Source organism: Streptosporangium heterodermiicola (genome assembly GCF_051390675.1).
Classification (GTDB): domain Bacteria; phylum Actinomycetota; class Actinomycetes; order Streptosporangiales; family Streptosporangiaceae; genus Streptosporangium.
This window is the reverse complement of the sequence record NZ_JBPJSR010000002.1, coordinates 95,888-108,206: the sequence shown is the minus strand read 5'-3', so window position 1 is coordinate 108,206 and position 12,319 is coordinate 95,888. Positions and strand designations below refer to the sequence as shown.

Annotated in this window: 14 protein-coding genes; 3 read left to right on the top strand and 11 right to left on the bottom strand. The window is 71.8% G+C overall.

The features are described from left to right. Positions 1 to 92: 92 nt before the first annotated feature. From ACSC1Q_RS04305 to wrbA, 4 genes are all read right to left on the bottom strand, one after another. The gene (locus ACSC1Q_RS04305) at positions 93 to 527 is read right to left on the bottom strand and encodes an HIT family protein (RefSeq protein WP_436757329.1); all 435 of its coding nucleotides are present in this window, start codon (positions 525 to 527) and stop codon (positions 93 to 95) included. Positions 528 to 654: 127 nt separating this feature from the next. Further along, positions 655 to 1,815, bottom strand: a complete 1,161-nt coding sequence (locus tag ACSC1Q_RS04300; protein WP_436757328.1) for an acyl-CoA dehydrogenase family protein — start codon at positions 1,813 to 1,815, stop codon at positions 655 to 657. Between the two features lie 73 nt (positions 1,816 to 1,888). After that, complete coding sequence (locus ACSC1Q_RS04295; protein WP_436757327.1) at positions 1,889 to 2,407, bottom strand: MaoC family dehydratase; 519 nt, start codon at positions 2,405 to 2,407, stop codon at positions 1,889 to 1,891. 133 nt (positions 2,408 to 2,540) lie between these two features. Next, positions 2,541 to 3,221 (bottom strand): NAD(P)H:quinone oxidoreductase, encoded by a 681-nt coding sequence (gene wrbA, locus ACSC1Q_RS04290; protein WP_436757326.1) that lies wholly within the window; start codon positions 3,219 to 3,221, stop codon positions 2,541 to 2,543. Positions 3,222 to 3,513: 292 nt separating this feature from the next. On the opposite strand from wrbA, the gene ACSC1Q_RS04285 reads away from it, so the two are divergent. Beyond that, positions 3,514 to 4,209, top strand: coding sequence for a TenA family protein (locus tag ACSC1Q_RS04285; protein ID WP_436757325.1), 696 nt, complete (start codon positions 3,514 to 3,516; stop codon positions 4,207 to 4,209). A gap of 174 nt (positions 4,210 to 4,383) precedes the next feature. On the opposite strand, the gene ACSC1Q_RS04280 is transcribed toward ACSC1Q_RS04285, so the two are convergent. From ACSC1Q_RS04280 to ACSC1Q_RS04260, 5 genes are all read right to left on the bottom strand, one after another. Beyond that, the gene (locus ACSC1Q_RS04280; protein WP_436757324.1) at positions 4,384 to 4,857 is read right to left on the bottom strand and encodes a VOC family protein; all 474 of its coding nucleotides are present in this window, start codon (positions 4,855 to 4,857) and stop codon (positions 4,384 to 4,386) included. Between the two features lie 27 nt (positions 4,858 to 4,884). Further along, positions 4,885 to 5,466: a hypothetical protein gene (locus tag ACSC1Q_RS04275; RefSeq protein ID WP_436757323.1), complete on the bottom strand. Its 582-nt coding sequence runs from the start codon at positions 5,464 to 5,466 to the stop codon at positions 4,885 to 4,887. A 312-nt stretch (positions 5,467 to 5,778) separates the two neighbouring features. Next, entirely contained in the window at positions 5,779 to 6,786 is a 1,008-nt protein-coding gene (locus ACSC1Q_RS04270) for a YihY/virulence factor BrkB family protein (RefSeq protein ID WP_436757322.1), read from the bottom strand. Then, positions 6,787 to 7,533 (bottom strand): DUF3618 domain-containing protein, encoded by a 747-nt coding sequence (locus ACSC1Q_RS04265; protein WP_436757321.1) that lies wholly within the window; start codon positions 7,531 to 7,533, stop codon positions 6,787 to 6,789. Further along, entirely contained in the window at positions 7,530 to 7,928 is a 399-nt protein-coding gene (locus ACSC1Q_RS04260) for a phage holin family protein (RefSeq protein WP_436757320.1), read from the bottom strand. The genes ACSC1Q_RS04265 and ACSC1Q_RS04260 overlap by 4 nt, the downstream gene beginning before the upstream one ends. Positions 7,929 to 8,170: 242 nt before the next feature. On the opposite strand from ACSC1Q_RS04260, the gene ACSC1Q_RS04255 reads away from it, so the two are divergent. Both ACSC1Q_RS04255 and mads6 read left to right on the top strand, forming a co-directional pair. Beyond that, entirely contained in the window at positions 8,171 to 8,971 is an 801-nt protein-coding gene (locus tag ACSC1Q_RS04255) for an SDR family oxidoreductase (protein WP_436757319.1), read from the top strand. Between the two features lie 294 nt (positions 8,972 to 9,265). Further along, entirely contained in the window at positions 9,266 to 10,990 is a 1,725-nt protein-coding gene (gene mads6, locus ACSC1Q_RS04250) for a methylation-associated defense system protein kinase MAD6 (RefSeq protein WP_436757318.1), read from the top strand. A 72-nt stretch (positions 10,991 to 11,062) separates the two neighbouring features. Here the strand turns inward: mads6 and ACSC1Q_RS04245 are convergent, their stop codons facing one another. Next, positions 11,063 to 11,218, bottom strand: a complete 156-nt coding sequence (locus ACSC1Q_RS04245) for a hypothetical protein (protein ID WP_344747535.1) — start codon at positions 11,216 to 11,218, stop codon at positions 11,063 to 11,065. Positions 11,219 to 11,288: 70 nt separating this feature from the next. Further along, the gene (locus tag ACSC1Q_RS04240; protein WP_436757317.1) at positions 11,289 to 12,227 is read right to left on the bottom strand and encodes a diacylglycerol/lipid kinase family protein; all 939 of its coding nucleotides are present in this window, start codon (positions 12,225 to 12,227) and stop codon (positions 11,289 to 11,291) included. Between the last annotated feature and the right edge of the window lie 92 nt (positions 12,228 to 12,319).

The following is a 12,319-nucleotide window of genomic DNA, read 5'->3' as shown; positions in this document are numbered from 1 at the left end:
ACGGATGGGTGACCGGTTCGCCGGAGTCCCTTACCGGTCTCCCGCCTTTACGATGTAGATCAAAGATGAGCCGCCGGAGACGGCCGGGTGCCTCAGAGAGCCTCGCGGACGCGACGGGCGTAGGACTCGGCCTCGGCGGGGTCCTCGTATTTCGTACGGGGCCAGAAGAAGCCGCGCAGACCGTCCTTGCGGTTGCGGGGAACGACGTGGGTGTGGAGATGCGGGACGCTCTGGCTGATCCGGTTGTTCATCGCGACGAACGTACCGGCCGCCTCCAGGCCCCGCTCGACGGCGACGGAGAGGGCGCGGACACGCTCGAAGAACGGGCCGATCATCGGCACCGGCAGGTCCGCCAGCGTCTCGACGTGGGCCGGCGGGACCACGAGGACGTGGCCCTTGAAGACCGGCCGCGTGTCCAGGAAGGCGACGGCCACGCCGTCGGAGAGGACGACGTGGGCCGGCCGCTCCCCCGCCACGATGGCACAGAACAGACAGTCCTCACCTGGCACCCCGTCAGCAACCGGCATCACACCAGGATAGGAGGCACCGGGCGGCCCGCACGATCCCTCGGCGGCACGGGAGCGGCCGTGCGCCCCTTCGCGGCCCGTACGCCCCTTCGGCGGCACAGGAGCGGGCCGCGCCCCAAGGGCCGTGTCACCAGCCGAGTTTGGCCGCGCCCGAGATGAGGGACCTCGCGATGACCACCCGCTGGATGTCGTTGGTGCCCTCGCCGATGGCCATCAGGGGCGCGTCCCGGTAGAGGCGTTCGAGGACGAACTCCTGCGAGTAGCCGTAGCCGCCGTGGATCCGCATCGCCTCCGTGGTGGCGCGCAGCGCGACCTCGGAGGCGAAGTACTTGGCCATCGCGGCCTCGGAGTTCACCGCGCCGCCCTCGGAGCGGACCGCCGCCCAGTAGGTCAGCAGCCGGGCCGCCTGGATGTCGGTGGCCATGTCGGCGATCTTGAGCTGGATGGCCTGGAAGTCCGCGATGGGCTGCCCGAAGGCGTGACGCTCGCGCGAGTAGCCCAGCGCGGCGTCGTAGGCGCACTGGGACAGGCCGACCGCGCGGGCGGCGATGTTGATCCGGCCGAGCTCCAGGGCCGACAGCGCCTGCTGCATGCCCCGCCCCTCGGTCCCGCCGAGCAGCGCCGACACCGGTACGCGCACGTCCTGCAGCACGATCTCGCAGGTCTCCGGGCCCTTGTAGCCGAGCTTGGGCAGGTCGCGGCTGACGGTGTACCCGGGCGTACCGGCCTCGACGAGAACAAGGGACATGCCGCGGTGCGCGGGGTCGGTGACGGAGGTCTTGACCAGGACGGGCATCGGGTCGGCGTGCCGGGCGTTGGTGATCCACGTCTTGGTGCCGTTGATCACGTAGTGGTCGCCGTCGCGGACGGCCCACGTCTGGATGCCCTGCAGGTCGGTGCCCGCCGCGGGCTCGGTCAGCGCGATCCCGGTACGGCGGGCACCGGTGGCCAGGTCCGGCAGGTAGGCGTCCCTCTGCTCCTCGGTGCCGTACTTCGCGATCATCCAGGCGGCCAGGGAGTGCGAGCCGAGCACCCCGGCCACGCCCATCCACCCGCGCGCTATCTCCTCGAAGACCAGGGCGAACGACACCCGGTCCAGGGCGAGCCCGCCGTACTCCTCGGGGATCGTGATCCCGAACAGCCCCATCTCCTTGAAGCCCTCGACGATCTCCGTGGGATAGCGGCCTTCCCGCTCCCACTCGGAGGCGACCGGCACGATCTCCTTGTCGACGAACTCCCGCAGGGTCCGGCGGAACAGCTGCTGCTCCTCGTTGAGCTCGAAGTCCATCACGAGGTCCTTTCCGCGAAACGGCCGTCGGGGGTGAGCGGACCAGTCCCGGCCCGCGCGGAGGAGGCGGCCCTCAAGGGGTGAGCGGGCCGGCTTTGGCCCGCGGGAAGTAGTTCTTGTCCTGCGGCGCGTCGCGGCGGTAGACCATCACCGCGCGGCGCCAGGACATGACCTCGTCGCCGTCCTGGTTGAGGCCGCGGGTCTTGCAGGTGACGATCCCGGCGTAGGGCCGCGACCGCGACTCCCGCTTGTCCAGCACGATCGACTCCGCGTACAGGGTGTCGCCGAGGAAGACCGGGTGGGTGAGCCTGATCTCGTCCCAGCCGAGGTTCATCAGGGCGGTCTGGCTGACGTCGATCACCGAGATGCCGAGCACGATCGCCACGGACAGGCCGGAGTTGACGATGATCTTCCCGACCGGGGCGCGTTCGGCGAAGTGGGCGTTGAAGTGGTTCTGGTTGGTGTTCATCGTCAGCAGGGTGAACCAGGTGTTGTCGGCCTCGCTGATCGTGCGGCCGAGCGGGTGCTGGTAGACGTCGCCGACGACGAAGTCCTCGTAGTACCGGCCCAGGCCGGGTTCGTGCACGGTCACGGTCTCTCCCCTGGACGCCGGGACCTCGACGCTAATCGTCCGGTGTTTCGGCGGTCAATGATCCGCTCCGCGGAGACGGCGCGAGGGAACGCCGCCGGGGCGGACGCCCGGTGGTCGCGGAGGAGGGCCACCGTCAGGGCAGGCGTCCGCGCAGAAACGCCGTCGCGACCTCCACCGTCCGCCTGGCCTGGAAGGCCATCGCCTCCAGCTGCACGTCGCCGGGCGGGATCGTGCCGTTGTCGGAGGTGTGGCTGGTGCCGTACGGGTTGCCGGACCGGAACTGGACGGGGTCCGCGTAGCCGGGCGGCACGATGATCGCACCCCAGTGGTAGAAGGTGTTGTTCATCGCGAGGATCGTGCTCTCCTGGCCGCCGTGGGTCGTCGAGCTCGCGGTGAACGACGACACGATCTTGTCGACCAGCAGGCCCCTGGCCCACAGCGGGCCGGTGGTGTCGATGAACTGCCTCATCTGGGCGGTGGGGTTGCCGTAGCGGGTGGGCGTGCCGAACAGGAGCACGTCGGCCCACTCCAGGTCCTCCAGGGAGGCCTCCACGACGTACTGGGTGGCCGCGGCGTGGGCGGCCCAGCCCTCGCTGGACGCGACGGCCTCGGCCGGCGCGAGTTCCCTGACCTTGCGCAGACGGACCTCGGCCCCTGCCTTCTCCGCGGCGGCCGCGGCCGCCTTCGCCAGCGCGAAGACCGTGCCCGTGGCCGAGTAGTAGACGACGGCGGCGTTGACGACCGGTTCGGCCATGTCCTCCCGGCTCACGTCCTCCTGGCTCAGGGCCTCCTGGCTCAGGGCCTCCTGGCTCACGGTCTCACATCCCTCCGGGTGCCCTTTCGGGATCGTCCTGCCGGAACGTGCCCGACGATCCCCAGAAGAACCCGTCGTGACCTGTAAAGACTCCTTGACCTGAATGATCACGGGATGCCCGGGCCGCCGCGCGCCGGGGGCGGCGGGGCTAGCATTCACGCTAATCGAGAAGCCCTGAAGCCCTGAAGCCCCAGAGCTCAGAAACCCCAGAGCTCAGAAACCCCAAGGCTCAGATGCCCCGACGCTCAGATGCCCGGACAAGCAAAATGCCCAGATCGCGAGGAGAGGCCCCGTGGAGCAGATCCCCTACGACGAGTGGCGCGCGAGTGCCGTCGATCCCGGCTTCAGCGAGTGGATGCGCTCGCTGAGCGAGCCGGAGTGGACGGCGGTGGTGAGCCACCCGTTCGCCGCCTCGATCACCCGGGGTGACGTCCCCGACGACGACATGCGCCGCTACCTGGTCCAGGACCTCCAGTTCGTCGACTCCTTCACCGCCCTGCTCGGGGCGGCCGTGGCCTGCGCGGACAGCTTCGAGTCGCGGGTGCCGTTCGGCCAGTTCCTGGGCGAGATCGCCACCACCGAGGAGCTGACGTACTTCCACCGGGCACTCGCCGCCCTCGGCGCCACCCCCGCCGACATGACCTCCCCCGAGCTGGAACCGGTCACGGCGGACTTCCGCGCCCTGATGGACGAGGCGAGGACCAGCCTGGACTACCCGCTCGTCCTGGCGGTGCTGTGCGTGGCCGAATGGTCCTATCTGGGCTGGGCCTCCCGCGCCGAGGAACCGCTTCCCGACAACTTCGTGCACCGCGAGTGGATCGAGCTGCACGAGGGCCCGGCCTTCCGCGCCTGGGTGCAGTTCCTGCGCGGGGAGCTGGACCGGCTGGGCCCCGCGCTGGACGAGCGGGGGCGGTCGCGCGTGCTCGACCTCTTCCGCCGCGCCGTACGGCTGGAGCTGCGCTTCTTCGACATGGCCGCCGGTTCCTGAGCCCTCACGCCCCCGGCCGAGGCCAGGGCCGGGACCGTCAGGCGACCGCCCTGGCGGGAGAGGACCCTTCGGTCCCGGTCCCGCCAGGGGCTCGACGGACGCTTCAGCCCTGCTCTCGCCCGGGGACCCGGTGGACGCTTTAATCCAGTCTCGCCCGGGGACCCGGTGGACGCCTCAGTCCCGGTCCTGGCCGGGGGCCGGGGCGGGCTCGGGGGCCTGGCCCTGGTAGACGCCTCCGGAGCCCACCTGGGCGGCGTGGACCTCCTCGTCCGGGGCGTACAGGCGGATCTGGACGCCGTCGGGGTCGGTGAAGCCCATCGCGTGGCCCGCGGAGGCCCGGAAGACCGGGCTGTGCGGGACGCCGAGACCGTCGAGACGGGCGACCCACTCGTCGAGCCCGTCGAGGGTGACCTGGAGCGCGAAGGGGTCGGCGTCGAAGAGCGCCCTGGCGAGGTCGGGGTTCTCGCGCAGCGCGATCTGGAAGGCCGCGCCGGGGACCGTGAAGCTCATCCCCCTGATCACACCGTCCTCGTCCTGGAAGCTGGTGTGGTGCTCCAGCCCCAGGACCCGTTCGTACCAGGAGCGGCTCCGCTCCAGATCGCTCACCCAGATCTTGAGGTGGTGCACACCGGTCAGTACGGCGCTCAACTCGTCTCCTCAGGGGGCTCAGGCGGCCTAGGGGGCCTGCGTCGTCGTGACGGTCGTGGTGAAACGGTGCTCGCAGAATCTCTCCCGCGCCCGCGTCCGGCTGAGGCGGAGCGCGGACTCCTTCCGGTCGAGTCCTTCGAAGCTGTCGAAGCCGAGCCTGGCCGCGGTCCCGGTCCCGGTCCCGGTGCCGGGTGCGAGGCGGGCCGTGAAGACGATCCGCCCCCGGTGCGGGACGTGGCTTCCGGCGGCGCACCAGACGCCGTCGAAGCGCTCGCGGCAGCGCAGGACGGCGACCCGCTCTCCGGCGCCGTCGAGCACCACCGCCCGGGAGGGGCCCCGCGCGCCCTCGGGGAAACGGCCTCCGACCCAGAAGGCGCCCCAGTAGGGGGCGAAGGAGGGCGTCCAGGTCATGGAGTAGTCGAGGGTGTAGGAGACCCGGCCCGTCGAATCCGGGTGCGGCACGGCCCCGCCCGTCACCTCGATGCCGATCAGCGGCGCGCCCTGGCACTTCTTGGCGGCGTTGACGCAACTGGCCTGGGCCTGCGGCAGCGGTGACAGAGCGGCCGCGATGAGGGCGAGGCCTGCGGCGATCCCGAGAACACGGCGCATGAGACCTCCTGAGTGTCCTGCCCCGAGAATCGTGTCCTGTCCGAGGAAATCATGTCCTGCCGAAGAACATCGTGTCCTGCCGAAGAACGCTACATGCGCCCGGCTCTCCGCGCGCCCGAGATCGGCATAGTTCGCCGTTCCGAGCCGGAAACGGGGACCTGACGGGACACGCCGGTCGCGGGAAGGTCCGGGCGGGCGGAGAGGAGGGGGTCCGCCGCCCACCCGGAAACGGTCAGATTACCCCGACAGACATGAGTTTGGCTCGCTTGCGGGCGCAGGTCTCGTCCGGAGGCGTTCCGACGGGGGTTCGGGTCAGCGTTCGCCGGGACCGGGGAGGGGGCCGTCCTCGTCCTTCGCCTCGTCCCTGGCCTCGGCGTACGGCTCGCTCTCGGGCGGATGGCCTCCGGCGATCCGGCGTTCGCGCATGAGTTCGGCGTCGAACTCCGCGCCCAGCAGGATGGCCATGTTGGACAGCCACAGCCAGACCAGGAACACCACGGCGGCGCCGAGCGTGCCGTAGGTCTTGTCGTAGGAGCCGAAGTTGGCGACGTAGGCCGCGAACCCCGCGGAGACGACGACCCAGAGCAGCACCGCGAGCAGCCCGCCGGGGCTGATCCAGCGGAAGCCCGGCTGGCGGACGTTGGGCGCGGCCCAGTAGAGCAGCATCACCAGGCCCGCGGCTATCAGCACCAGGACAGGCCACTTGGCGTACCCCCAGACGGTGACCGCGGTCTGCCCGACCCCCAGGGCCTCGCCCGCCAGCTCGGCGAGCCTTCCCGTGAAGGTGACGGCCACCGCGGCGGCGGCCATCAGGACGACGAACACCAGCGTCAGCCCGATCCGGAGCGGGGTCAGCTTCCACAGGGGGCGCCCCTCCCGGATGTCGTAGATCGCGTTCCCGGCCCTGACGAAGGCGGCGATGTAGCCGGAGGCCGACCAGAGCGCCACCAGCAGACCGGCGATCGCCAGGAAACCCCGCGTGCTGCCGCTGCCGCGTACCTGGTTGACCTGGTCCTCCACCAGCTTCGTGACGTCGCCGGGGGCGAGTGCCGCGACCTGGGACAGGATGGTGGAGATGACGTCCTGGCCGACCAGGCCGAGCACGGACACCAGCACGATCAGGCCGGGGAAGATCGACAGCACCGCGTAGTAGGTGAGGGCCGCGGCCCAGTCGGGCAGGCCGTCTCGCTGGAACTCCAGGACGGTCCTCTTGAGGACCCCCCACCATGCCCCCCTGGACAGTTGCGAGGGGGTGTCGGGGACAAGGGCGAGCCGCCCCCGCGAATCGTCGGGGACGGCCCTGCCGGTGCTGCCGGTCATCTACTTCTTCTTACCCCGCCGCAGGACACGGAGGACGACGAGGGCGACCGCGACGACAGCGGCGATCGTCACGACGGGGCGCTTGCCCGCCTCGGCGGTGACCCTGTTCGCCGCGTCCTTGAGCTCGACGGGGGTCACCTCCTTGACCCGGCCGACGACCTCGGGGGCCGCCTCCCTCACCCGTCCGACCATCTCGGGAGCGGCCACCTTGACCCGCTCCACCATCTCGGTGGCCGTGGTGGCGGTCGCCGCCCCCGCCTTGCGCAGGTCGTCGCCCACCTGAGCGGCGGTCTCCTGGAAACGGCCCTTGACGTCGGTCTTGTGCACCAGTGCCTCCACTGTGTCGCCCAGTTCGCGGCGGGCGTCCTCGATGTCCCGCCGCACGCTTTCCGTGTCGTTCCCGTCGTCTCCGACGGTCCTGCCGTCCCCCGTCGCGCCGGTGCCGGCGTGCGGGGTGGTCGCCACCGTGGTGTCCGGTACGGCGGCGAGTGCCGTGTTCCCTGGGTTCCCTGGGTTCCCTGGGTTCCCTGGGTTCCCCGGGTCGCCCGGGAGCCCGGGCGTGCCGTCGCGCTCGGACCCGGCGACGCCGAGGTCCTGGCCGGGCGCGGCGTCCGGCCGGTTCGGCGGGATGTTCAGCGATCCGCTCTCGTCGGGCGTGATGGGCTCATCGACGCCCTTCCTGCGGGATCCGGTGGTTCCGGCCACGGCCTGGGGCCGCTCGGGCCCGCCCGGGTCTGTCTCAGTCATCGGTGCGCCCTCTCTTTCACCGCGTCGATGTCGTCCTTGACGCTCTCGATGGTCCGTTCGGGGGTCGGCGGGGCCGCCTCGGCGACCTGGCGCTTGCCGAAGAAGCCGAGCAGGCCGGCCACGACCAGCAGCACCCCGCCCACCAGCGCGGCGGCCGCCCACGGGGGCATGACCTGCGCGAGGAACAGGATCACCGCGGCGACCAGGGCGCCGGCCCCGAACAGGGCCACCACTCCCGCCCCGCCGAACAACCCCACGCCGATTCCCGCGTGCTTGCCCTTCTCCGTCAGCTCGGCCTTGGCCAGGCGCAGTTCGTCCTTGACGAGACGCGAGACCTGCTCCGACATCTGCCGGATCAGCTCGGACGTCGGCAATGAGTCCTTGGTGTTGGTCATGGGCTGCCTCCTCCCCTGCAGGAATGGACGTCTACCCTCTCCTCCCCCGGCAAACATGGGCCTGGCTGCGACGATCACTGGGGGTACGGGGACGACATCGTGCCGTGCCGCACGGCAAACTACTCCCCGGCCCGCGTTTCCCGCGCGCCCGGCCCCGGGAGGCTCACACCCGGCCGCCCGTTCCATGGCGGCCCGCCCCCCGGCCACCCGACCACTCGTTCACCGACCCTCGCGAGGCGACCATGACGAACATCGTGCTCACCGGCGGCACCCGGGGCATCGGCCTCGGCATGGCCCGGGCCTTCCTGGAGCGCGGTCACCGCGTCGCGCTGTGCGGCAGCCGCGCCGATTCGGTGGAGAGCGCCCTGGCCGAACTGGCCGGACCGTCCGGAGCGGCCGGAGCGGCCGGGCGGGACGTCCTGGCGATGGTCGCCGACGTCGCCGACCGAAGCCAGGTCCAGGCGCTGTGGGACGCGGCGGCCGGGAGGTTCGGGCGGGTGGACGTATGGATCAACAACGCGGGGGTCTCCCACCGCAGGGAGCCGCTGTGGAGACTGCCGGAGGACGAGGTCAGGACGGTCGTCGACGTGAACCTGGCCGGCGTGCTGAACGGCACGGCGGTGGCGGTGACCGGGATGGCCGCCCAGGGCTCCGGGCACGTGTGGAACATGGAGGGGCTGGGCAGCGACGGCCGTACGGTCCCCGGGCTGGGTGTCTACGGCGCGACCAAGCGGGCGCTCACCTACCTGACGGGGGCGGCGGCCAAGGAGATGCCCCCGGGCGTGTCGATCGGGCTGCTCAGCCCGGGGATGGTGGTGACCGGCCTGCTCACCCACGGCTACGACCCGCAGGAGCTGCTGAGGGCGAGGAAGATGTTCGACATCCTGGCCGACCGGGTGGAGACGGTCGCCCCCTGGCTGGCCGAGCGGGCCGTGTCCCGGGCCCGCAACGGCGCCCACGTCCGCTGGCTGACGACCGGCAAGATCATGCGCCGGTTCGCCACGGCGCCGTTCAGCCGCCGGGACGTGTTCGGCGAGAGCTGAGCCTGGCCCGTACGGGGGCCGGATCCCGCGTGCGCCTCCACGGAGGCGAGGACACCCCGGCCCCGGCCCCGGTGAGAACGACGGCGAGGGCGATCGTCGTGGATCGGCCGAGGCCGCGCCGCCCCCGCGTGTCCGGCGTGCCGGGGAGGTCGATCACTCTCGCGGCCGGGATACGCCATGATCATAGGGAGGCTCGCGTGTCCAGTGGTGGAAAAGTAGAGGTACGGGCGAAGATGAGCCTCTTGGGATACTGCGTGGCACGATGAGCGCGATCAGGAAGGCGGCACGCTAGAGATGGCACAGATCGTCGGCGGCGGAAGCCCGGTCAACGACGCCGAGCGACGGGTCATCGCGCACCTGCGGGACAACGCGCCGGACGACTGGCTGCTGCTGCACAACATCGAGGTGCCCCGCGGGGACGACACCTTCGAGGTGGACGTGATCGTCCTGACCGGCCACTCGCTCTGCGTCATCGACGTCAAGGGCACCCGGGGCCGGATCGAGGTCTCCGGGACCCGCTGGTTCCCGCAGCGGAGGGAGGCGTTCGGCTCCCCCGTCGCCAAGCTGCGCGGCAACGGGCGCGCGCTCAAGGGCCTGCTCACCCAGGCGCGCCGCGAGCTGGACAGGGTCTACGTCGACAGCCTCGTGGTGCTCACCGGGACCGACGCGGAGCTGGTCGACCCGGCCGGCCGCGACTCGCGGCACGTCACCGACCTCGCCGGGCTGATCGGCACGCTGAGCGACGTCTCCCGCGTCAGGCGCGGCCACACCACGGACAGCGCGCCGTACGGCACCGCGATCATCGAGGCGCTCAACGGGAGCGTGCGGCGCTCCACGGCGCCGCCGCGCTTCGGCAGCTGGGAGGTGGAGGAGCAGCTGGGCGGCGACACCCGGGTCACCGAGTACCGCGCGATCAACGCGACGGTCCCGGGCAGCGAGACGGTCCTGCTGCGCGTCTACCGGGCCGACCCGCTGGCCGAGGAGGAGCCGAGGGCGGCCGAGCGGCGGCTGATCACCAACGCCTACCAGGCCCTCACCAGGATTCCCCCGCACCCGTGCGTGGTACGCGCCCGCGACTTCTTCGCCATCGACGACGAGAGCCGGTTCGTGCTCGTCCTCGACGACGTGCACGGCCAGGCGCTGCACCTGCACCTCACCGCCCCCATGTCCACGCTCTCCGCCGCGGCCCGGCTGGACGTGGTGGAGGACATGCTGCTGGGCCTCGCCCACGTGCACGCCAACAACGTGATCCACCGGGCGCTCAGCCCCGCGTGCGTGCTGGTGACGGAGGAGGGCCGGGCCATGCTCACCGGGTTCGACTACGCCAAGCCGGGGCCCCGCGCGCACACCGTGGCCAACGAGCTGCCCAACGTCCTCGACACCCACTACGCGGCCCCCGAGTGCCAGGCCATGCCGGAGCGGATGACGGCCGCCTCCGACGTGTACGCGGCCGGGGTGATCGCCTTCCAGCTGCTGACCGGGAGGCTCCCCCCGGTCACCCCCGACGCCGAGCCCGCGTCCGGCGGGGCGACCGTTGAGGTGATGGACCTGCTGCGGCGGATGCGCGACCACGCGACGGGCAAGCGTCCCGGCGCGGCGGAGGCCCTGGAGGAGCTGCGGCGGGCCCGCCGGCCCCGCCCCTCGGGCCCCCCGGGGCCCCTGGCTCCCCCTGGCCCCCCGGACCCCGCCACGCGTCACTCCGGCGTACCGGATCCTCGCCCCCAGGACCCTCGTTCCCAGGACCCTGGCCGGCCTCAGGCCCCGGGTCCCGGGAACCTCGTCCCCGAGCTTCCCGGTGTCCTTGAGACCTCCGGCGAGACCTCCGGCGCGGCGGGCGTCGCCGCGGTGGACCCCGCGGGCCTCAAGGACACCGGGCGGCCGGACCACCACCCGCGGGACGCCCGCCCCCAGGCACCCGCGCAACACGAGGACGGACAGCACGAGAGCCTGCCGGCACCGGAACCGCTGCTCGACAGGCTCAGGACGAGATTCCGGCGTATCACCGGGAAACAGCCGTAAAGGCGAGTCGGGCGCGCGAGAGACCGGGCCCGGGCTCCCGGCCGGGGCCTGGCTCGCCGCCGCGCGGGCGGGTCAGCGGCGGGTGTGGCCGCCCCGGAAGCGGTCGAGGAGCCCGCGCAGCTTCTGCTGGTTGCGCGGGTCGCGGGCCATCGCCTTGGCCTTCTCCATGTTCCGCTGCCCCTGCGGGGTGCGCAGGTAGCTTCGGACCCGGTCGATCAGCGATGCCATGGTGTCCTCCATCTGTCGGAAACCTCCGACTACCCGGTGAGGCGCGTTCCAATCACCGCCGGAACCGGGCTCAGGAGTCGACGAAGTCGTCCGGGACCATCACCCGCAGGCCGTTGGGGACGGTACGGATCATGATGGGGGTCATCAGGCGGACCTCGCCGTCGACGTCGGCGGCCATCGGCGGGTCGGTCTCCAGGTACATCTCGCGGCCCACCACGAAGGGGCCGCCCGCCAGGCTGCGCCAGCGGCCGCTGCCGGCCCGGACCATGGTCTCCAGCAGCAGGCGCAGGCGCTTGCCCGAGCCGAGCTGGTACGCGACCAGGCGGCCGTTGTCGATGCTGATGTCCCTGGCGACCTGCCAGCCGCCGTGGAAGCGGCCGTTGGCGATGTTGAGCTGGTGGGTGAGCAGCTCGTGGCGGCGCCCGTCCACGGTGAGGAAGGCCCGGAACGGCTGGTGGCGCGGGAGGATCGTGAGGGCCGTGAGCGGGTAGGCCGCGCGGCCCAGGAGGCGCTTCACCCCGTGCCGCACCTTGCCCGCCACCTCCACGGAGACCCCGAAGCTGGCGAGGTTGGCGAACTCGCGGTCCCCGGCGACGCCCAGGTCGATGTCGGCGACCTTCCCGGTGCGCAGGACCCGGACGGCCCCGGCGAGGTCGAGGGGGACGCCGAGGCTGCGGACGAAGTTGTTGGTGGTGCCCAGGGGCAGCACGCCGAGGGCGACGTCGCGGTGGGCGACGTGCTTGACGGCGGCGCTGAGCGTGCCGTCGCCGCCGCCCACGACGAGCAGGTCGGGCTCGTCGGCCAGGGCCTCCTCCAGGGTGGCGCGCAGGCGTTTGGTGTCGACCACCGGGAGGAAGCGGATCGAGTCGAACCCCTCGGCCCGCAGCGCGCGGACCACCGCCGGGTAGTGGCGCCGGCCGCGCCGCGAGCGTGTGTTGACGACCACGCAGACCCTGCCCTTGGTCCGGATGGCCTCGGTGTGCTCGGCCTTGCTTCGAAGCTCTCCCACGCTGCCCCTATCCGATCGGGTGGTTGCCCGTTCAAATGGTAGGGCCCCGCCGTCGTTCGACGGCGGGGCCCCGGTGCCCGTGGGCGCTCGTT